Below are 22018 nucleotides of genomic sequence, written 5' to 3'. Positions count from 1 at the left end.
CTTTTGTCAGCGATTGGACAGATTACTGTAAATGGTGGACGATTTTTGAATTTTACCCAAAGGAATGTTAAAGCCGTCGCCGTATATCGGAGCGTGTGAGAAATGCGGAGGATTGCGCGCGGAAAGAATAAAGGCCCGCACATGCTGCAGGCCTTTATCCGGGTCAGAATTTCACCCCTAAGAATATATCCACTTCGGCATCGGGCTGTTGGGATTTTGGGCCGTATACTTCGAAATCGGCGATGAAAGTTCTCGGTATATCCGCACTCCAGATCTTCAGCCATTCATTGTATACGGAGCCTTTCATCGGATCCCCCTTGGCCACGAATTTTTCATATGCCGCACCTTCGATGCTTTTACCCGTCATGCCTTCGGGGATGTGCTCCAGGTTGGCCACCCGGCATCCGAGAAGGGTGGTGTAAGGCCGTGTGTGATCTTTTTCGTAGCCGGTGTACAGGCAGTAAATGGTATCGTCAATCCTGCCGGGGATTTGCTGCAGGATACCTTCTGCCATAAACCTTCCCCACAATGCGGGAATATCGGTGGCCGCCTGGCCGTTTTCGTTGGTAGTTCTGACAGCGATGCCGATGAGGTTAAATGCGGGGTGGTGTTGAATGCTCATTTTTATAATTTATTGATTGGCGGTAAAGGTGAGGAGGGAGCATGACAACCCTGTGTCAGGAGCCAGGATAACAGACAAAAAAAAGCCGGTTGCTCCTTTGGGCGGAACAACCGGCTCATTAATTATTTATGATCAATGTTTCACATCGTATAAAATCACGAACTCCACGCGGCGGTTCTTCGCTCGGCCTTCTTCGGTATCGTTGGAAGCGACGGGCACCCGCTGGCCGAAGCCCCAGGTAAACATCCGGTCTGCCGCCACGCCGTTTTCCACCAGGAGTGCTTTCCCGTTGACAGCGCGTTTTTCGGAGAGCGCATTGTTATACTGTTCATTGCCGGTGTTGTCGGTATAGCCGGTAACGATGATCTTCGTTTTATCGTATTTCTTCAGCACGTTCGCAAAGCGGCCGAAAGTGGGCTTGATTTCTTCTTTCAGCTGATCGGCGCCCGATGCAAACAGCACGTTGTTGGGGAAAATCACCTTCACACTGTCCGAAATAATACTAACCTCTGCTTCGTTCAGCACGTCTTTCAGTTCCTTGTACTGTTTGCTCATGTACTGCTGGGTAGACGTTGTTTTACGGGATGCTGCGCAGGAAGCCAGCAGGGTAACAGCTGCTGCCACCAGCAGCGAATTTCTCAGGTTAACTGCCTTGAATATCATAGCTTGAAAATTTCGGCAAAGCTAACGTAAAACAACCATTTTCAATACGTTATAACGAATAGATAACATATTAAAGCGATCTTCAATGCATATCGGATTACTCAGACAGGCCGTTCGGGTCCATTGTCAATGCATCGCTCATGTAGTCGAAGAAGGGACGCATGGCTTTGAATGTCAGGCCGGCCTCCTTTAAAAAGCTTGGGGAAAACACTTCCTTATCGGAGAACCGCCGGATGAGCAGGAACTGTTTATACCGAAGGAGGTCGATGGCTTCATGGCCGGCGTCGAATCCTTTTGGCGTGGTTTTTAGCTGTTCCCCCTGCAAAGCGCCGAACATGTTGATGAAGGCTTTGCTGTTGATGATCTTGCGCAGCGGTGCGGGGTCGAATGCAATATCGTCGCGCACGCGTTTGAGGTCTTCGGTGGACGGGCCCCAGAAACCGCCCGCGATAAAACTGTTGCCCGGTTCGAGGTGGAAATAATACCCACCGCGGCGGTATTTGGTGGCGCGGCGGAAGGCCCCGCTCCAGTTGCTTTTGTAAGGTGTTTTATCGTTCGAAAAGCGGATGTCGCGGTAAATGCGGTGCAGGCTCTTTTTGCCGGATTCCGTCTCTATCACATCGTGGGCGGAAAGGTTCTCGAGCAAAGCCTCCGCGAATATTTCAATGCGGGCGAGCTCCTGCTGGTATTCCGTTTTATGATCGTTGAACCACTCGCGGTTATTGTTCTTTTTAAGCCTGGTTAAAAAATCAAAGCCGGAAGGTTGTATCTGCGGTTGCGCGGTTTGTTTGCTGGCCATGAACACTCTTTGTTTAATTCAGGGTACGAAGGTATTGAAAAATGGAAAACTGTCCGGCTGTAATAAGGGCTCCTGTGCAGCAGTGGGTATGCTGCCCCTCAGACGAAATCGATACCGGGAAGAATGTCGCTTTTTTTCTATACCGTTTGTCAAAGGTTATCCAGCTTTACAGAAGTTTCAGATAAACCCGCATATATGAAAAATAACATGCGCAGCATACTGGTGATGTTCATCCTGATATTCAGTGCCACCGGCTGCAAGAAAAACGATAAACCTGTTTTTAACCCGGAAGGCACCATCTGGACAGGATCTTATACCGGAGGGCTGTACAGTTTCAAACTGGATGCCGGCGGGAAATTGGTCTGGCACGACATAGCCGGCGACCGCAACGGCACCTGGACTTATACATCAGGCAAACTGGCGCTGGTCATGAGCGGGATGAGTTTCAAGGCAGACTTCACGGCTGGAAAGGAGCTGTCCAATATCGAAAATTCCCCGGGTTTTACGCTCAATAGCGGGGCGCTTATACCGGAAGCGCTGGCGGTGGTGCCGGAGAAAGGCAGTAAATGGGTCAGTACAAAGGGAGGGCCGGTATTCGGAGGGGTATATGTCTGGTATTTCGACAGCCCATTTCTCGACATCTACGATACAGGCGGGATCATTAAAACGAGTGCCAATTTCTTTACCTGGAAAGACGGTGCGCTGTATTTTGGATATAAGGAAGCCAATGTGGCCAAGAGCGATATTGCTGTGCTGAATGCGAAGGGCAAATTGCTCTGGAGAGGGAACGGTTCGATAGAGCTGACCAAAGCGCAGCCATAAAGGATTGGCGAGATGAACGAGCGCAGGGAAAAACTCCTGATAATGAAACGGTCGGTCAATCTGACCGGCCGTTTGTATTGTTCCTTACAACTTAATCAGCTTCATCGTTTTTCGCAGGTTCCCCTGTCTTATTTCCGTGATGTACAATCCGGGTTTGTAAGATTGCCCGAAGCGTATCTGCTGGCCCGCCGGTGCGGTGATTTCATCCACCAGCTGGCCCTGCAGGTTATACACCCTGATCAGCAAGCTCGCCGTGCTGTGTGTTTTTACTTTCAGCACGAACTCGGTAGCGGTAGGGTTGGGTTGCACTTCCGCAGAGATCTCTTCTTTCGTTGAGGCTCCACCTTCGCATGCGCCGAGCTGGCAGCCATGTTCGAGGTGATTCGCCACTTCGGCGGAAGGTATGCACTGGGTTTTGGAGCCTTTGTGGCAAATGGTTACCCAGCCGTTACCACACCGTATGTCCGAAACCGTTACTACATGCGTTGCACTGATGGTACAGCCTTTGGCGTCTGTAACGGTTAAGGTGTAACTATGCTGCCCTGCGGTAGCGGGTTGTACGGTGGCCGTGGCCTGCGTGCTGCCGCTTGACCATGCATAGGTATACGGAGCGGTACCGCCGCTCACCTGGCCTGCCAGTGTGATGGAAGCGGGGCCATAACCCAGGTAAATGGTGTTCGGCGCGCCGCCGGGACTTACTGCAAACGCATGCGGGATGCTCAGCTGCAGCGGATTGTTCACCGTTATTACCGTGCGGCGGAGAGTAGCATTGCCGCTCTTATCCGTCACCACCCAGTCTATCAGCGATGTGCCGGCATTGAAAACGCCGCCTGCATTGGCACCGCTGCCTGCGCGGGCGGTGGCGCCTGAAATGGTGTAGCGGATAGAATCCACGCCGCAGTTGTCGCTGGCCTGCAAGGCGGGTAGACTGTAGCTGCCGGAGGCATCATAACAGCGGAAGAGGCTGTCTGCATACTGCACCGCCGGCGCCGTGCTGTCTTTGATGAAAATGGTCTGCTGCTGTGAAGAGCGGTGCCCCATGTTGTCGGTCGCCGTCCAGGTGCGGATAACCGCGGTGTCGATGACCATGTCTGCGAAGCTGATCTGTGGCGGCAGGCCGCTGTCGTCAGACACTGCTTTCGGTACGCCCGTTACGCTGGTATCCGCATTGTACCCGCAGGTATCGTTGCGGTATACGGTGAGATGGGCCGGCGCTGTGAATACCGGTGCATTGTTGGCCGTTACGGCAAACGCTACCTGGCTGTTGCGGATATCGGTAGCCGCGATGTTGAACGTGAGGCTATTGCCGGCCAGTCCCGCGCTCCAGGTACCGGTGGCGTTGAACGCACGTTTCTGCAGGCGTACGTTGCTGAGACTGTCGGCGTTTTGCAGTAGTTGCAGCGTGCTGATGGCATTGGCAGTGCTGTCGCCGTAGTTGCGCACCACCCAGTATTGTCTGGCGCCGTTCACGCCCGTTGCGGGGCTTTGCAGGCGGCTGATCACTACTTCACCTTTCGGATATACGCCGGTGTTGGCATACGTCAGGGCAAGGCCGGTTTGTTCGAAGGTGAGTGTACCGGCAGCGTTCACGGCCCGCGTTTCACTGATGCCGGCGGCTACCGGCGCGTTGGAAGTTACCCGTACGGTGTTGCCGAAGAGGCGGACGGGGTAAGCGTTCGCTGACAGGTCCGTCACGTCTCTGGCTGCATCCTGGAATTGCAGGTATACTTTCAGGCCCGGCTCGTCGCCGCGGGCGGTGAGGTGCATGTTCTCGCGGATTTCCTGCTGGGTCCTGGCTACAGACCACATCCTGAATTCTTCCAGTTCGCCGTGGAGCGTATTGCCGTCGGCTGTGCCGAGGCGGAAGGTATTCCACTGGGCCGGCAGGGAAGAAGCGGTGCGCGAATCGATCAGTTTACCATCGCGGTACACCTTTGCTTCGCCATTGCGGAACGTGAAGGCGTAGTGATGCCAGGTGTCGAGGTCGTTGTAAGCGCCGGGGATGGCAATGCGGGAATTGGCGTTGTTCGCCACACCGAAGCTGGCCCCTTTGTCGTTGCCGGCATGGGAGAGGAAGCTGCCCCACCCGTTACCGATCTGCTGGTTGTAATCCTTCGTGGATTTGGCTTTGAGCCACCATTCGAGCGTGAACTCGGTAGGTTTCCAGTTGAGGTTCTGTATTTCAAGATAATCGCCGGTGCCGTCGAAGCTCATCGCTTTGCCGGCGGTGGTGTCTACTGCAATGCCCTGCTGGCTCACCCGCACACTGTCGAGCAGTACGCCGCCGGACACCAGTCGTACGATGCCATTATAGGCCTGTGCTGCCGTGGGGGCAAAACGCACATACACTTTCAGGTCTTTCACCGCGCCGTTCGTAACGGGCACGCTCAGGGGAGCAGCCGTGAAGGCGAGGTTGTCGGCCGAAACTTCATAGCCGGCCGGTGCGGTTACCACCAGCGAATCAGGCAGGTTATAGCCGGATACACTGAAGGAGGCAGACGGTGTTACCGCACCGGGCCTTGCATCCGAGAGCAGCAGCGAATCCGCCGCGGCAAACACAAAGGCGTTCTCATCCTTCATGAACATGTACTGCTGGTACGCTGTGAGACCGTTGACACGGATGGAATCCCCTGCATCGTCCACGGACGATGCCGTGCCGCTGTACTGCCATGCTCCGTCTGTGTAAGGCTGGCGGGTAAAGAGATAGATCTTGCCAGGGTTGGCGGCATCTGTTGCGGTGAGATCCGCCGCTGACTTGAATGCGAGCTGCATGTTCAGTGCGCCGCCTGCTGTGGTGTAGCGGTGGCCTACCCAGAACTCGTCCGCCAGCTTCACCGCGGAAGTGGAAGTACCGGTGAACACGGCAGAGGTCAGGTCGATGCGGGAGAAAGATACCGCCCTGGCCGCCTGTGCTGCATAGTTCGCCGTTACGTTGGCGTTGTTGCCGAAAGTAACGGTACCGGCGGCTTCAGTGCCGTTCACCGTCGCACCCTGACCGAAGGGATAGTGTGCTTTTATTTTTTGCAGGTTGCCGGTGTAGCCGAGTACTTTTTTCGTGATCAGCTCATAGGTTTCGGGCACCATGTTATCGAAGTCCACATAATACACCAGCCCTGTTTCAGTGCCTTTCAGCGGGTGGTGCATGTTTTCACGGATTTGTGCCGCCGTGCGCACGGTGCTCCAGATGCGCACTTCGTCCATTTCACCGTTGTAATAGAAGTTGCCGCCGTTGGCGCGAACGCCCAGCCGGATATTGCCGGGCAGGGTAGTGAGGGCGCCGCCGGTGTTCCAGGTATCGAACAAAGTGCCGTCGTAATACAGTTCCGCCGTTGTGTTGGCGGGGTTGTAGGTCAGCGCCAGGTGATGCCATTCGCCTTTGTTGCCGGGCAGGGTATAAGTGCGGGTCACGTTCCAGAGGGAAAGTTTCCACTGGTTATCGGCGCCGTTGGTACCGAGCGTAAAATCACCACGGGTGGTACCACTACCGCCGGGCAGGGAAATAGCGCCGCCGTCCGCATTGTACACACTGGTTTTTACCCACAGCTCAATGGTGCGCGGTTTGTTACCGTTCACCGCATCGTTCGGTCCCAGCGTCATGGTACCGTCGCCGTTGAATTTCATGGAATTGCCTGGCGCGGGCTGGAAGGTTTGCGCATCGCTGTAAATGATTGTGCCGTTGAGGGTGGCTTTCAGGCGGTAGTACCAGGTCTGGTTCGACTGCATGGCGATGGGCACTTCCTGCGATACCTGCTGGAATACCGTGCCGCTGAAGCTTTGCGGCAGTACGAACGATGAACCGAACGCACTGGTGGGGCCGTATTCAAACGTGACGTCGGTGAGCGATTGACCCAGCGGGTTCACGCGACCGGTAAGGGTTGCTTTATCCCGCTGGATAAAAAATGCGGGGCCTGTCAGCAGGTTCTGGCAATCAAACGAGCCGGGTTCTTTTTTCAGGGCGTTGCATCTTAAACCGGTTACACCGCCGGCCGTGATGGCGCGCACGGCATACCATTCCGGCAGCGTGGAATCCGCCGCCGCAAAGATGAACAGGGTATCGGACGTGGTGCCGATGGGCTCCATATATTTTGCGCCAAGGCGGAATACTTCATATTGCGCGGCCTGCGGCATTTTGCGCCACACTAACTGCAGGTTGCTGCCGCATACCCAATCGAGTTTCAGGCCGGAGGGAATGTTCAGCACATGTACATCACCGGAGGTGCTGGTTTGCCCGCCCCTGGTGACGCGTATCAGCGCTTTGGCGTTCAGTTCGGGCACTGTCCATTTGTACTGGCGTTTGTCGGCCGCAATGCCGGTGGCGATGGTATTCCAGGTAGCGCCGTTATCGGTGGAATAGGAGAGGTCGAACGTACCGGGCGCACCATATGCGTCCCAGCGGATGTATTGCTGCTGGCCGGTGCCGAAGGCTTCACCGCCTGCCGGGTAGCTGATGGTGACGCCTTCCTGTACAAATTCATAGACAAGGAAAAATTCCTGCGGGCCCTGCGGGATGTTGAACCCGTCGAGGTGCAGGGTGTAGGTGCCGGCGGCGGGATTGTCGATGGTCACCTGTTCTGCGTTGTTGATGTGATCCGCGCCGCGTGTAGCCGGCAGGTTGAGGTTTACCGCGTTGGCCGTAGTGTCGAGTACCCAGGGGAGCGTGAAAGCGCCACCGGGGTCGGCCACACGCAGGTCTACATCGTTCACCAGCGCCTGTGCGGCGCCGGAAGCGGCTTCGTAATCGGCCCAGTAGAGCATTACGCGGAGTTGGGAGGTGCCGGCGGGCACGGCGATAGGAAACGATTGTTGTGTGCCGTTGGCAATGCTGCCGGACTGGTATTGCCCGTTATGGATCACCTGGTAGGCACGGCGCACATTGGGCCTGCCGTAGCCGGTTTTGAAGTCGATGCCGGGATTATATACATCGTCGGCGGTATTCATCAGCACAGCTTTTATGAGTGCGGAGGGTACCAGCGCGGCGTTCTTTTCGGTTTTATAGGCCTGGTGAAGGATGGTAAAGATGCCGGATACTTTGGGCGCGGCGAAGGAAGTGCCGCCCTGGCCTTCGATGGTCAGTTCCGGTTTCACGCGGCCGTCGTATGCGGGGCCTTTACAGGTCCAGTCGAGGAAATTGTCTTCGTAATCCGTACCGCTCACCACCAGCAGATTTTTGGCGTGCTTGGCGCGGCCGGTGATGTTGCCCCAGCCGGAGATGCCGTTGTATTTACCGCCAAATGCCGCTGTACCGCCATCGTTACCGGAGGAATAGACCAGCATGGCCTCGGGGCGGGTGCGGATGAAGTTGTCGTGCTCCCGGGAAAGCGAGCTGTAGCCGGCTACTTCATCGGGCCATCCGTACGACATGTTGGTGACCCTGATCCGTTTCACCGGGTCGTCGTACAAGGTGTAGGTATTCTGCCCGCTGAGGCCGAGGATATTGGCGCCCCAGGCATTGGAGCGGTCGCGGGGATTGACGTTGCCGCCTGCCCCGAGGTATCCCGCCACGCCGGAGGCGTGCGACGAAGGATCGCCCGGTTCATTGGAGCCGCTGATAACGCGGCCCTGCAGCTCCGGGCCTTTGTACATCCCGTTTTCGCGCACCATTACGTTGATGCCGTCGCCGTTGTACAGCAGGCCGTTAAAGCCGCTGTTGAGGTAGTTGGAACGGCCGTGCTCGTTGCTGAACACGTCTTCCGGGTCGGGTTTCGGCTCCGGCTCGCGTTCCGGTACCGGGTCGCTGCTCACTGGCTCGAGGTATTTCACCTGTTTGATGTTGGCCAGCTGCCGGAATTTGGCGGCCGGTACCGCGATGCGCCATTCCGCCGCTGCGGTTTTTTCCAGCAGGGTGACGCCGAGGCGGCTGAGTTCTTTTGCCACTGCCGTGGTGTCGGCGCCGGCAAAGAGGTGCAGCGTCAGTTCCGCCGTGGTGCCTTTAAGGGCATGCGGGGGAATTTGGTCGTGGTACAGCTCCGGCGACAGCTTGAGGCTCTCGTCGAGGGGCAGTACCGTGCGGATGCCGAGGACGGCCAGTTCATCCGAATTCAGTTCGCGGGCGAAATGGGCGAAGTAAGCGTAGTTCGGAAAATAGTCCAGCAGGGTGATGCCTGCGCTGCGGAGCCTGCCTTTGCGCGGCTCGTCCGGGATGGCCTCGAACTGGACAAGGAAATACTGGTCCTGGTTGTACCGGACCTTCGCGCCGGGTGCCGTCCGGCTGAAGCGGTTATCCGCCCGGAAACCTTTTTCAGGCGTGAATTTTTTGTTGAGGTGCAGGATGCGGTAATCCTTATGCGGCGATTGCTGCGCCGCAACGGACAAACACATACAGCACCCCAGGAAAAGGAGTACAATTTTCTGCATGTTGACAGGAATTTGGATGGTTGACAATAAAAACGAGTAGCGGAATCGAATATGTGGATCAGGCGCAGTCCTGCGCGGGATACGGTTTAAGATATCGGGTTCAGCATAACGATTTTGGTTTAGATGTAGTCTATGTGCTCTATAGGCTTTCGGGCCGTTTCAATGCTCTTTGTAAATATGCGGGAAATTCCCGAATCGGCAAACAAATTTGTTGGCCGGAAATAGCGTTTGCCCGTAAACGGATTTTCGTGACGGAAGTGGGACAATCGGGTGGTCGGGATGAGCGGGTTATGTCATTGGATTTGTGAAAAAGGGAGGTCAGCGGGATATCGTACTTTGATTTACAGGAATGCAGGCTTGCACGAACGCAAGTGATCTATTTTTTATAGAACCCGGTGTACATCCCTGCCCTCTCATCGAAGAAGGCTTTTTTTACCGCGGCATATCCTTCTACAGCTCTGATCCTGTCAAAAACCGGCCGGGTTTTATCGACGGATTGAAACAGTATTTGCCGGCTTTCAGGAAGGTCTTCCGCCAGGCGGAGAAAATATTCCGGTTTTTCTTTTGCCACCGCGTTGGCAACGGTCGTGAAATACTGGCTTTGATAGGCGTATTCAGCGGGCAGCGTCTGGATTTTCTCTTTCAGTGCGGGATAGTCGATTGTCCGGATATTTTTCAGCAGAAAATCCGTTGTAGCCGTGCGGCTGTCGTTCAGCCGGGTGAGGCTGTCGCGGAGGACGCTGATACGCCGGTCGGTCCATTCCCGGAACTGGACGTAATCTATTTCTTTATTCTCTGCAGTTTTCCAGGTACCATAAGCTTCCCTGAAACTGTAGTGATAAAGCGGGTAGGTTTTGTTCAGCTTGTCGGACAGTTCAAAATACCGGGAACAATGGTAGGCATTGTTGAGATCGTTGTTGGCGGCATGCATATCCGTTACGGTATGTAGTGCGTACCGGTTGACACCTTTCCTGGTGGTTAAAAGGAGTATGCTTTTTTCGTTTTCAGTGATGATGGTAGCAGGCCCTTTTTCATAGCGACCGTCTGTTTTTTTAGCGAGCGTATCGGTCGAGGCCAGGGCGTATCCTCTTCCTGCTACATCGAGGTGGTTGCTGAGATAGAAAACTTTCGCTTCCGTATCGTTCAGTTCCACGTAGATGGGAGTATGCGTCTTGCTTTTATATTTCAGCAGCCGGCTGCCGCTATTGTTTTGTGCAGATGCAGTGAAGCAGGTGGATGCCAGCAGGAGGGCTGCAAGTATAAGTTTCATGCTGTTGTCGTTATTGGTGAAGCATTGCCGGGCTACAGTTCGGACACGTTTGTTTGCCTTAATAAATATACCCCCAAAAGCGGACAACAGCAATGAAACCGGCGGTTATTTTGAGCTAGATAAAGACGGTTATTCCAGCTTGTTGGCGGCCCTGAATTTTTGCCGGGCAGCATATAATACTTCGCCCTGTTCACGGACGATGGCGTGCCTGTTGAGTTTTTCCCTGCTTAACTGCAGCAGCGAGTCCTGCGCCTGCCGTACCCTTGCAGTGTCGGTCAGGTAGCTGGCTTCGCGCTGGGTAACTTCCTCCCTGTCCAGCCCCTGCAGGTCTCTGACGGCTTTGTAGTAGCTGACGCTGGCGGCTTTCAGTTCATCACCCTGGGGGATGCCTGCTGTCGGTAACGCGGATATATCACCGATGATCTTGTTGAATGCCTGTTGTTCCCGGTCGATCGCGCGCAGCGCTCCCTTAAAATCTTTTTTGATCAGGCATGCCAGCTTCTCTTCCGCAGGTCCATCCTTGCCAACCAGGACGTTAGAGGCGTTGCGTTCCTGCTGGTCGAGTGCTTTCTGAAAATCTATCGCTTTCCTTGATTTGCATGAGGTGAGGCTGATCAATACAATGGCAGCCAGCATTAGTTTCCGTATCATTTCATCCGCATATTTAAACAGGTTAACCAATACCGTTATGGAACGGCTTATGCGAATTTAACCATTTTTTGCAGGTTTTCTTCCCACAAACCTGATCACCGAACCTGTGCCGATATGATACAATCCTTCATTCAGCTGAATTTCCCTTTCTTCCAGCAGCAGCTGTTCGTAGCCTGCAAAATCCGTCGCTATTTCCTTGATGCTGAACAGTTCGCCGATATCCTTCGGGCCGCCCACTTTCGGGTTTTGATGGGAGAAGTGGATGTGCCGCTTGCTGAACGCCTCAAATATAACGATGCCTCCCGGTTGGAGATATCCGTCCAGTTTACGGTGGAAGGACGATTTTTGTCCGGCCGGGAAATGCGCGTAGATCAGACCGACGGCGTCGAAGGATGCTGCTTCGAAGTCAAGGTGTTCAAAGTCGCCGGTGATATACCGGATGTGAACATCCCGCTCTTTGGCGAGTTGCAGCGCTTTGGCGCGGCCTTCGTCACTCAGATCGAAGGAGGTGACGTTCCATCCTTCCTGCGCCGCGTACACGCCGTTACGGCCTTCGCCGTCCGCCGGCATCAATATGGTACCGGGCCTGCATCGACCAAGCCATTCTTTGAAAAATACGTTCGGTTCTTTGCCGTAAGCGAAGGCTGGCGCCTTATATCGTTCGTCCCATTTCTGTTGCATGTTTTTTATTGCAAAGTTAGTGGGAGTGGTCGTATCCGGTATAGGACAAACGTATAGTCCGGCAGGATTTACCGGTAGTTTTCGCGGAATGCCTCGGGTGTAAAACCTGTCTGTTTCCGGAAGAAGCGGATGAAGTAGGATACATCTTCGAAGCCCAGGTGAAACGCAACCTGGCTTACCTGGGCGGTGGTGGCGAGGAGCAGTCTTTGGGCCTCCAGTACAATCTGCCCGTCAATGAGCGCGGAGCATGTTTTACCGGCGACGGATTTTGTGATGGCATTGAGCTGGTAAGGGGAGAGGTGCAGCATAGCCGCGTATGCGGATACCTGCTTATGGGTGGTGATGTGCGTTTCCAGCAGCGATGAGAATTCAGCGAAACGCTCCTGCCGGTAGTGGCCGGCCGTACCGGTGGGGCTGTCATCCTGCTGCCGTATAAGGTTAATGAGAAAGATACTCAGATTGGCTTTGATGACCTTCAGGTGTTCGTGGGGTTTGTTGATGTATTCACGGAACATGTCCGCTAACAGTGACAGCAGCCGCCCGAATTCGCCGGCATCGAAATAATAGGCGTTCTGCGCGGCCGTCCTGCGCAGCAATTCCCCATCTGAAATATCGGCCTTAAACGCCAGCAGGTAACCAGTGGAGTCTGTATGTAGCGTCAACTCGTGCACCTGTCCCGGTCGCATGAAAAACACCACATGGTCACGTATCGCATACGGTGTAAAATCGATAGCGTGTGTGCCCGCGCCCTTTTGCAAAGCGAGCAGGTAATAGAAGTCGTGGCGGTGCAGCTCCTGCACCATGTCTTTTCCCGCCAGCATATCCGCGACGTCCCGGATCGTGAAATCACCCGAAAAGCCCGCTTCGCCGGGCGGCGGAGCAATATGCCGTAACGGGATATGGGTGTTGGCGCTCATTTTCCGATGATGGTTTTGCGGTGAGCGAGGCCCCAGTAGTGCAGTTCCGCCAGTACTTTCTCGAGTGACCGGCCATGCGGGGTAATCGAATATTCAACGGTCGGCGGAAAGGTGCTGAACACCTCCCGCTTCACCAGCTGGTTGGCTTCGAGGGCCTTCAGTTCCTTCGACAGTATTTTATCCGTGATCCCTTCCACGTCTTTCGCTACCTGCCTGAACCGTTTTGGCCGCGATGACGGCGAGAACAGGATCAGGAGCTTCCACTTTCCTTCCAGCGCTTCCAGGGCATCTTTGATGGAAAGCATCGTAGCAGGGCATCCTTGTCCGGTGAGCATTGTTTGCTGATTTAACGTTACTATCTAATCCGAACAAAAATACGCACCCGGTAAAACAAAACAATTTTCCCCGTAGAGCCTTCGCATTCCCCGTCAAAAAAGTGACCTTTTGAACAAAGTAACTTCGGCCTTCTGAACAAAGCCGGTCGCTGAACGGCTACCTAATTTTGTTTCAACAAAAACAAACACTCATCATGAAACAAAACAACTACCAGGGCGCCCTGCAACAACCGCTTCAATCCGGCTTCAGCGCTACCTCCACCGCCAGTCAAGTTATCCGCGGCATCAACCTCAGCGGTAAAACAGCGATCGTAACGGGCGGCAACGCCGGCATTGGTCTGGAAACCGTCAAAACGCTGGCCGCCGCCGGGGCTGCGGTGATCGTTCCTGCCCGCGACATCGACAAAGCCCGTAAGCACCTCGGAGACATACCAAACGTAACACTCGAAGCGGTAGACTTCATGCAGCCGGCATCCATCGACGCGTTTGCTGAAAAATTCCTCGCCAGCGGCCAGCCGTTGCATATCCTTGTCAACAACGCCGGTATTATGTGGGTGCCCCTTCGACGCGACAGCCGGGGTATCGAATCCCAGCTCGCCACCAACTACCTCGGGCAATTCCATCTCACGGCACGGTTGTGGCCGGCACTGAAAAAAGCGCAGGGCGCCAGGGTGATCAACGTGTCTTCCTTCGGACACCAGATGGCGCCGTTCCACTTCGAAGACCCCAATTTCACGGAGCGGGCATATGAAACCCTGCAGGGATACGGCCAATCAAAAACCGCCAGCAACCTCTTTGCCGTTGAGCTCGACAACCGGGGAAAAACTTTCGGGGTAAGGGCCTATTCCCTCCATCCCGGCTCCATCAATGGTACGGAACTGGGCAGGGAGGCCAATGTGGAGATGTTTCATCAAATGGGCATGTGCGATGCGGAGGGGAATATTTATCCTGAGGTGGCCGCCAAACTGAAAACCATCCCGCAGGGCGCTGCAACCACTGTTTGGTGCGCTACCAGCCCATTGCTCAATCAGATCGGGGGCGTGTACTGCGAAAATGCCGACATCGCGGAGCTGGACCACGGCCAAATCAATCATCAATACGACGACCCTGCTACTATCCGCGGTGTACGCGAATATTCGCTCGACGAGACAAATGCCAAACGCCTGTGGAACTGGAGCGAGGAAGTAACGGGCATATCTTTTCACATCAGTTAAACGCACCATCATGTCAAATCTAACAGGAAAGATAGCAGTCATCACCGGCGGTAACAGCGGGATTGGGTATTCCTCCGCGAGGGCGCTGAAAGAGCAGGGAGCCACAGTGATCATTACCGGAAGAAGAAAGGACGCGGTGGAGAAAGCCGCGCTGGAGCTCGGCGTGAGCGGTCTGGTAGCGGATCAGGCCAGTCTTCCCGGTATCGACGCACTTGTCGACGGTATTTCCCGGCAATTCGGGAAGGTGGATATCCTGATGGTCAATGCCGGCATCTCCCGGTTTGCGCCGATTGAATCCATGGAGGAAACAATGTTCGACAGCATCATGAACGTGAACCTGAAAGGGGCGTTTTTCACCCTGGGGAGGTTTATACCCATCCTGAACGACCATGCTTCGGTGATCATGCTGTCTTCCACTTCCGCATCTACCTTTACGCCCGGTATTTCCGTTTATTCAGCCAGCAAAGCGGCCGTTAACGCCATCGTTAAGGTGGCCGCGCTGGAGCTGGCCCCACGCAAAATCCGTGTGAATGCCGTGAGCCCCGGCCCGGTGGCCACGGAAATCATGGGCAAATCCGGGCTGGAGGAGCAGGGAATGCAGGATCGCATCCTCAGCGGTATCCCCTTATCGCGGTTCGGCGCTCCGGAGGAGGTCGCGAAGCTCGTTGTTTATCTGTCCGGTCCGGATGCTGCTTTCATTACCGGCGCTGAATTCATGATAGACGGTGGACAGTCGATCTGATAGCACACTTTTTCCTAACTTTATCACGTAGCTCAATATGGAATACACTGCCAAATATATCACCCCTGACATCAAACTGTCCTGCTACGACGATAAGTTCTTCAAGTCCGACATTCTGTTCGAAGAACACATGCTCGTATGGTTCATCTCCGGTGAAACGAAAATCGTGCAGGCCGATGCGACTTATTTCCTGAAACAGGGAGACATCTTCCTGATTCCCCGGAACCAGCTCGCCACGATCATCAACTACCCGAAGAACGGGCAGCCGCATAAAACGGTGGTGATGCATTTGTCGGCCGACAGGCTGCGGGAATTTTATGCCCCGCTGTCTGTCAGGCCGCAGCTGCCGCAAGCGCAGCCCATCCGTACTTACAACAATCATCCTTTGCTTGAAAGCTGCCTGGCTTCGTTGATTCCTTACTTCGATATGAAAGCGCTGCCGGACAATATCGCCTCCCTGAAAATTACCGAAGCCATCAGCATTCTCCGGGCTATCGACCCGGAAGTAGACGACATCCTGGCCAATTTCGAGGAGCCCGGGAAAATAGACCTGATGACATATATGGAGAAAAACTTCATGTTCAACATGCCCGTCGAAAAATTCGGATACCTCACAGGAAGAAGCCTCACCACTTTCAAACGCGATTTCAAAAAAGCCTTTCAAACCACGCCGCAACGATGGCTTACAAAAAAACGGCTGGAGCTGGCGCATTACCACCTGGCGGAAAAGAAAATGAAACCGATCGATGTTTGTTATGAAGTAGGGTTTGAAAACCTTTCGCATTTTTCTTTTGCGTTCAAGAAGTATTATGGGTACTCGCCCACGGAGCTGGGGCTGAAGCGGAGTTGACGGCTGGTGATGGTGGAGACCCGCGCACGATACACGATTCCTGTATGAAACCACCACGGCGATTACAACACAACGGCTGCAAACTCCTGTGCAGCAAAAAAAATTTGGAAGATATTTTTAAATATTCTACTTTCATCTCCGAAGCGAAAGCTCCTTTTTTTATATCCATTTGCTTAAACGTTTAAGCGTTATGAAAAGAACCCGGCCCTCCAAAGGCCGGGAGGATGCTTTTTTGCGCTGTAACGAAGGATAGACAAGGCATTCCACGGGAGAAACAACTATGAAAAAGACGGGTAGACAATGCCGCTCCGCATTTACCAAAAAAACAATACGAACGAACTATTGCCATGAAGAAATCAAGTAAAAACCGCCGTCATTTTCTGAAGAATTTTACGTTGGGCTGGATAGGCGCGGCAGCGCTGCCCAATATCGTTACCGCGAAAGACACGGCGTCTGCCCATGAACAGAACACCGGCGCGTTAACGGGCAAAGCACCCGGTGCCCGTGGTTTCAACGAGCCCTACAAAGGAAAATACAACAACCGCATCGCTTTCCCGGTTGGCGGCATCGGGGCGGGCATGTTCTGCATCGAAGGCTCGGGCGCCATCTCACATATGTCTATCCGGCATAACCCTGAAATGTTTTTCGAACCGGCGATGTTTGCGGCCATCAGCATCAAAGGAATGCCCGGCGGCGCAAGAGTGCTGGAACAGCAGATTCCCGACTGGAAAAAGTTCGGCCAGCGCGATGCGGGCCTGGGTGGTACGGGCGGCGCTACCTGGGGCCTTCCGCGGTTTGAGGAAGCGGAGTTCAAGGCACGTTTTCCCTTTGCCGACATCTCGCTGAAAGACACCGCAATACCTTTAGCCGTAAAGATAAAAGGATGGAGCCCCTTCGTGCCCACCGATGAAGATAATTCCAGCCTGCCCGTGGGCGCAATCGAATACCAGTTCACCAACACCGGTAAATCCTCCCAGGAATACGTGTTTTCTTACAATACCCGGAACTTCATGCGGCAGGGAGAAGCGGGAAATCATATCAGCGCCTTGCAGCAGGGTTTTATCCTGTCGCAGGATGCCACGGCCAATGCACCGGAAAAGCAGGGCCACTTCGCCATCTTCACAACAGACAAAGCCACGGTAACGGACCATTGCTGGTTCCGGGGCGGCTGGTTCGACCCGTTGTCGATGGTATGGAACACCGTGCAGGCAGCGGAGGTCAAAAACAACCCGCCCGTGGGAAAAGACGCGCCGGGTGCTTCGCTCTTCGTGCCCTTCCGCCTGGGACCGGGAGAAAAAAAGACGATCCGCCTGCTGATGGCGTGGTACGTGCCGGATTCCAAATTGCGCATCGGCGACGATGCGAGCGGCGATCATCCGGACCAGCCGAAGTTTCACCGCCCCTGGTACAGCCACCGTTTTAAAAACATCAACGAAGTAGCGGATTACTGGAAAACCAATTACGACACCCTCCATCAAAAAACTTCGCTCTTCACAAGCACCTTCTACAAAAGCACCCTGCCTCCGGAAGTGATTGAAGCCGTGGCCGCGAATCTCACCATTCTCAAATCGGCGACAGTGATGCGCCAGTACGACGGCCGCTTCTGGTGCTGGGAGGGCAGCGGCGACAACTGGGGCAGTTGCCACGGTTCCTGTACGCACGTATGGAACTACGCGCAGGCCGTGCCGCACCTGTTTCCCAACCTGGAAAGAAGCCTGCGCAACACGGAGTTCAAAGAAAACCAGAATGCGGACGGGCACCAGGGATTCCGCGCCAATATTCCCATTTCCCCGCTGGTGCACAATTTCCACGCGGCGGCGGACGGGCAGCTCGGCGGCATCATGAAGGTATACCGCGAGTGGCGTATCAGCGGCGACAACGACTGGCTGAAAAACATCTTCCCCGCCGTCAAAACGAGCATGGATTATTGCATCCGTACTTGGGACCCGCGCAAGAAAGGAGTGGTGGAAGAACCGCACCACAACACCTACGACATCGAGTTCTGGGGCCCCACCGGCATGTGCACCAGCTTTTACCTCGGCGCACTGAAAGCCTTCACGCTCATGGGCAAACATCTGAACAGCGATGTGGCCGATTACCAGTCGCTCTACGAAAAAGGCAAACAATACCTTGAAACAACGCTCTTCAACGGCGAATACTTCATCCAGAAAATACAATGGACGGGGCTCAACGCACCCGACCCGGCCAAAGCACAATCGTTCCATACGCACTATTCGGAAGAGGCGCAGCGCCTGCTGAAAGCGGAAGGCCCCAAGTACCAGTATGGCGAGGGCTGTTTGTCCGACGGCATACTCGGCTCCTGGATAGCCCGCGTCTGCGGCATGGAAGAGCCGGTGGATGCCGCCAAAACAAAAAGCCACCTGCTCGCCGTACACCAATACAATCTTAAAAAAGACCTCAGCGCGCACGCCAACCCGCAGCGCCCCACCTTTGCGCTGGGTAATGAAGGGGGACTGCTGCTGTGCTCCTGGCCGAAAGGAGGGAAGCTCTCGCTGCCGTTCGTGTACAGCAACGAAGTGTGGACGGGCATCGAATACCAGGTAGCTTCCCACCTGATGTTCATGGGCGAAGTGGAAAAGGGCCTCGACATCGTACGCGCCTGCCGCGGCCGCTACGATGGCTCCGTGCGCAATCCCTTCAACGAATACGAATGCGGCCATTGGTACGCCAGGGCCATGAGCAGTTACGGCATGCTGCAGGGCCTCACCGGCGTGCGCTACGATGCGGTAGACGGTACGCTGTTCATCGACTCGAAAGTGGGGGACTTTTCCAGCTTCATTTCCACGGCGAAAGGTTTCGGTACCGTAAGTCTGCGGAACGGTAAACCCTCGCTGCAGGTAGCATTCGGCACCATCCCCGTAAAGCGGGCCATCGTATCAGGAAAAACAATGCAACTAGGATAATCAGCCAGGATCATACGGACAACAGCAAAATACAGGTTTTTTACGTTTCGTTTGCTTAAACGATTAAGCTTCATTTGCCTATCCACCTAAAAATCATCACGTTTATGAAAAGTTGTCGGCTTTCAATGCCTGCTCAACAAAAAAGACGCTCCGTTTTTTTTGTGTTCCTCCTCACCTGTATCACCGCGGCGCAAGCGCAGAAGGTCGTCACCGGTAAAGTGACTTCCGCTGCCGACGGCAAGCCGCTCTCGGAAGTGACCATCGTTGTACAGGGCTCGCCCGTGGGCACCACCACTTACCCGGACGGAACCTATGCCATCAAGGTTTCGGGGAACGACGCCATGCTGGTATTTACCTACATCGGTTTTGAAACGCAGGCCATCACCGTGGGTAATAACAGCGTATTGAATGTATCGCTCAAACAGCAGTCGAGTAACCTTGGCGATGTGGTGGTGGTGGGTTTCGGCAAGCAGAAAAAAGCGACGGTAACGGGGGCCATCTCCAGTGTACCGGTGAACAACCTGCAGCGGATCGCCACTCCTTCACTATCTAACGCCCTTGCGGGCAGCATGCCGGGCATCATCACACGGCAAAGCTCCGGAGAGCCGGGATACGACGGGGCTGCCATTTTCATCCGGGGCTTCGGCACCTGGGCGAACAGGAGCCCGCTGATACTGGTGGATGGGGTAGAGCGCGACATCAACAACATCAACACCCAGGAAATAGAAAGTTTCTCCATCCTGAAAGACGCGTCGGCCACCGCGGTATATGGTGTGAGAGGGGCGAACGGCGTGATATTGATCGCCACCAAAAGAGGCGTCACCGGCCGGCCGCGCGTGGTGTTCCGTACGGAAAACGCCACGCTGCAGGCCATGCGCTTGCCCCAGTACATCAACGGGCCTGAATATGCGGGCCTCATCAATGAGGCGCTGGTGAACGACAATCTGCCGGCCCGGTACACGGATGACGAGCTGCGCAAGTTCAGGGACCGGTCGGATCCTTACCTGTACCCGGATGTGGACTGGACAGACGCCGTGCTGAAACGGAACACCTTCCAGTCCATCAACAACCTCAGCGTGACCGGCGGTAATGAGATCATCAAGTATTATACGAACGTAGGGTATACGATACTGAACGGCATCTATAAGCAGGATCCGAAGAACGCCTACAAAACCAACGCACAGATGAAGCGGTATAACTTCCGCTCGAACGTAGATATCAACGTGTCACCCACCATCAGCCTCGAACTGGGCATCGGCGGGGTGATACAGCAGGGCAACTATCCCGGTACCCGCGCGCCGGATATTTTTAACGCGCTCCGCATCACGTCTCCCATCAACTATCCCAAAATAAACCCTGACGGCTCCATCGCCGGCGCTTCCACTTCCTACCTGCAAAATAACCCCTGGGGGCTCGTAACGCAGGCGGGGTATACGCGGCAAGACAGGAATACGCTGCAGGGCACATTCGGCGGGCGCTGGGACCTCTCTTCCCTCGTCACCAAAGGCCTTTCCGTACGCGGGCTTTTTTCGTACGATCACTGGTATTCCGCCTCCACGGATCGTATCAAACCATACGCCATCAAACAGTACCTGGGCAAAGACGCCAACGGCAACGACCGTTATTCATCCCCGCCCATCCGGGAAGAACAGCCCATGCGCTACGTGGTGAACAACGGCGCCAACCGTGCCTATTACACGGAAGTGGCCGTCAACTACAACCGCTCCTTCAACAAACATACCGTTACCGGCATGATATTAGGCAACCGCCGCGAGTACATCGACCTCACGGCCGGCTCTACCCTGAGCAACCTGCCGTACCGTCGTCAGGGGCTGGCAGGGCGTATCACCTACAACTACGACAACCGCTACCTCGCGGAAGTGAACGCGGGCTACAACGGTTCGGAGAATTTCCCGGAAGGCAAACAGTTCGGGTTCTTCCCGTCGGTGTCGGCAGGCTGGGTGCTCACCCGCGAAAAGTTCTGGAACTTTGATGCGGTATCGCATCTCAAGATCAGGGGCTCATTTGGCCAGGTGGGCAACGACCAGATCGGGGGGCGGCGTTACCTGTTCCTCACCACTATCAACCGGCAGGGGCAGTCGTACTTCTTTGGCGACAACCAGCGTTTTTACCAGGGCTTTGAAGAAGCGCAGATCGGGAACGATGACGTGACCTGGGAAGTGGCCACCAAGTCCAATATCGGCTTCGATCTTGAATTGCTGAGCGGCATCGTGAACCTGCAGGTGGATGCATTCAAGGAACAGCGCGATGGGATACTGATACAGCGTGGCGTGATTCCCCGTGTAACCGGCTATTACCCCTGGACGTTGCCCTACGCCAACCTCGGCAAGGCCAAAAACACCGGCATCGACGCCATGCTGGAAGTAAAACATACTACCCGCAAAGGCTTCTATTATAGCTTCCGCGGCACCATCACCTACGCCAAAAGCATCTGCACGCAAAACGACGATCCCATCCCGAAATACCCTTACCAGTCGTTCGTAGGCCTGCCCATCGATCAGCCCATGGGCCTCATCGCGCTGGGGTTCTTCAAAGATCAGGCGGACATCGAGCGCAGCCCGAAACAGAATTTTATGGACCAGGTAAAACCCGGCGACATCAAGTACCAGGATTACAACAACGACGGTGTGGTGGATGATTACGACCGCGTGCCCATCGGCTACCCGCGCACCCCTCAAATGGTGTACGGCGCCGGCGCCAGCGTTGCATACAAAGGGGTGGAGCTGAGCGTGTTCTTTACGGGAGCGGCCAGGGCCAGCCTGTTCGTGGACGGCCCTTCGATGTACGCCTTCCAGATGGGGCTGGGCACTTACAACATCCTGCGCGAATACTACGACAACCGCTGGACGCCGCAGCGCCAGGATGCCAAATATCCCCGCGTGTCGCCCTACCAGAACCCGAACAATAACAGAACGTCCACCATGTTTTTGCAGAACGCTGCTTACCTGCGCCTGAAGAGCGCGGAGGTGGCCTATACGTTCAAGGTGGCGGCGCTGAAGAAAATCGGCCTCGACAATACCCGCATTTTCATCAACGGGTATAATCTCGTTACCTGGGACAAGATCAAGGTGATAGACCCCGAGTCCGATTACGGCACCGGCGGATATCCTTTACAGCGCAGCATCAACTTCGGGGCGCAGCTTTCATTTTAAT

The 22018-nt window shown here is 54.8% G+C and carries 15 protein-coding genes; 6 read left to right on the top strand and 9 right to left on the bottom strand.

Going from position 1 to position 22018, the window contains the following annotated elements; genetic code table 11:
- Positions 1 to 163: 163 nt before the first annotated feature.
- From EGT74_RS16690 to EGT74_RS16680, 3 genes are all read right to left on the bottom strand, one after another.
- Positions 164 to 622, bottom strand: a complete 459-nt coding sequence (locus EGT74_RS16690; protein WP_123847714.1) for a GyrI-like domain-containing protein — start codon at positions 620 to 622, stop codon at positions 164 to 166.
- A 132-nt stretch (positions 623 to 754) separates the two neighbouring features.
- On the bottom strand, positions 755 to 1285 hold the full coding sequence (locus EGT74_RS16685; RefSeq protein WP_123847713.1) for an OmpA family protein: 531 nt from the start codon (positions 1283 to 1285) through the stop codon (positions 755 to 757).
- A 97-nt stretch (positions 1286 to 1382) separates the two neighbouring features.
- Entirely contained in the window at positions 1383 to 2084 is a 702-nt protein-coding gene (locus tag EGT74_RS16680; RefSeq protein WP_123847712.1) for a DUF2461 domain-containing protein, read from the bottom strand.
- Positions 2085 to 2279: 195 nt separating this feature from the next.
- Here EGT74_RS16680 and EGT74_RS16675 point away from each other — a divergent pair, with 195 nt between their 5' ends.
- A complete protein-coding gene (locus EGT74_RS16675; protein WP_123847711.1) occupies positions 2280 to 2906 on the top strand; it encodes a hypothetical protein in 627 nt (208 codons plus the stop codon).
- A gap of 84 nt (positions 2907 to 2990) precedes the next feature.
- On the opposite strand, the gene EGT74_RS16670 is transcribed toward EGT74_RS16675, so the two are convergent.
- The 6 genes from EGT74_RS16670 to EGT74_RS16645 form a co-directional block, all read right to left on the bottom strand.
- Positions 2991 to 9260 carry a LamG-like jellyroll fold domain-containing protein gene (locus EGT74_RS16670; RefSeq protein ID WP_123847710.1) on the bottom strand — a complete coding sequence of 2090 codons (6270 nt, stop codon included), beginning with the start codon at positions 9258 to 9260 and terminating at the stop codon, positions 2991 to 2993.
- Between the two features lie 376 nt (positions 9261 to 9636).
- Positions 9637 to 10530, bottom strand: a complete 894-nt coding sequence (locus tag EGT74_RS16665; RefSeq protein ID WP_123847709.1) for a hypothetical protein — start codon at positions 10528 to 10530, stop codon at positions 9637 to 9639.
- 129 nt (positions 10531 to 10659) lie between these two features.
- Entirely contained in the window at positions 10660 to 11181 is a 522-nt protein-coding gene (locus EGT74_RS16660) for a hypothetical protein (RefSeq protein WP_123847708.1), read from the bottom strand.
- A 57-nt stretch (positions 11182 to 11238) separates the two neighbouring features.
- Positions 11239 to 11862: a class I SAM-dependent methyltransferase gene (locus tag EGT74_RS16655; RefSeq protein WP_123847707.1), complete on the bottom strand. Its 624-nt coding sequence runs from the start codon at positions 11860 to 11862 to the stop codon at positions 11239 to 11241.
- Positions 11863 to 11930: 68 nt separating this feature from the next.
- Entirely contained in the window at positions 11931 to 12779 is an 849-nt protein-coding gene (locus tag EGT74_RS16650; protein ID WP_123847706.1) for a helix-turn-helix domain-containing protein, read from the bottom strand.
- Positions 12776 to 13114, bottom strand: coding sequence for a winged helix-turn-helix transcriptional regulator (locus tag EGT74_RS16645; RefSeq protein ID WP_123847705.1), 339 nt, complete (start codon positions 13112 to 13114; stop codon positions 12776 to 12778). Before EGT74_RS16645 ends, EGT74_RS16650 begins: the two co-directional genes overlap by 4 nt.
- Positions 13115 to 13308: 194 nt before the next feature.
- Here EGT74_RS16645 and EGT74_RS16640 point away from each other — a divergent pair, with 194 nt between their 5' ends.
- The 5 genes from EGT74_RS16640 (at position 13309) to EGT74_RS16620 (ending at position 22017) form a co-directional block, all read left to right on the top strand.
- On the top strand, positions 13309 to 14328 hold the full coding sequence (locus EGT74_RS16640; RefSeq protein WP_123847704.1) for an SDR family NAD(P)-dependent oxidoreductase: 1020 nt from the start codon (positions 13309 to 13311) through the stop codon (positions 14326 to 14328).
- A gap of 10 nt (positions 14329 to 14338) precedes the next feature.
- Positions 14339 to 15070 carry an SDR family oxidoreductase gene (locus tag EGT74_RS16635; RefSeq protein ID WP_123847703.1) on the top strand — a complete coding sequence of 244 codons (732 nt, stop codon included), beginning with the start codon at positions 14339 to 14341 and terminating at the stop codon, positions 15068 to 15070.
- Positions 15071 to 15107: 37 nt separating this feature from the next.
- The gene (locus tag EGT74_RS16630; RefSeq protein ID WP_123847702.1) at positions 15108 to 15920 is read left to right on the top strand and encodes a helix-turn-helix domain-containing protein; all 813 of its coding nucleotides are present in this window, start codon (positions 15108 to 15110) and stop codon (positions 15918 to 15920) included.
- A 347-nt stretch (positions 15921 to 16267) separates the two neighbouring features.
- The gene (locus EGT74_RS16625; protein ID WP_123847701.1) at positions 16268 to 18844 is read left to right on the top strand and encodes a GH116 family glycosyl hydrolase; all 2577 of its coding nucleotides are present in this window, start codon (positions 16268 to 16270) and stop codon (positions 18842 to 18844) included.
- A 125-nt stretch (positions 18845 to 18969) separates the two neighbouring features.
- Positions 18970 to 22017 carry a SusC/RagA family TonB-linked outer membrane protein gene (locus tag EGT74_RS16620; RefSeq protein WP_123847700.1) on the top strand — a complete coding sequence of 1016 codons (3048 nt, stop codon included), beginning with the start codon at positions 18970 to 18972 and terminating at the stop codon, positions 22015 to 22017.
- The last annotated feature ends 1 nt before the right edge of the window (position 22018 follow it).

Source organism: Chitinophaga lutea, from assembly GCF_003813775.1.
GTDB classification, from domain to species: Bacteria; Bacteroidota; Bacteroidia; order Chitinophagales; family Chitinophagaceae; genus Chitinophaga; species Chitinophaga lutea.
This window is presented reverse-complemented; position numbering and strand designations above follow the sequence as displayed.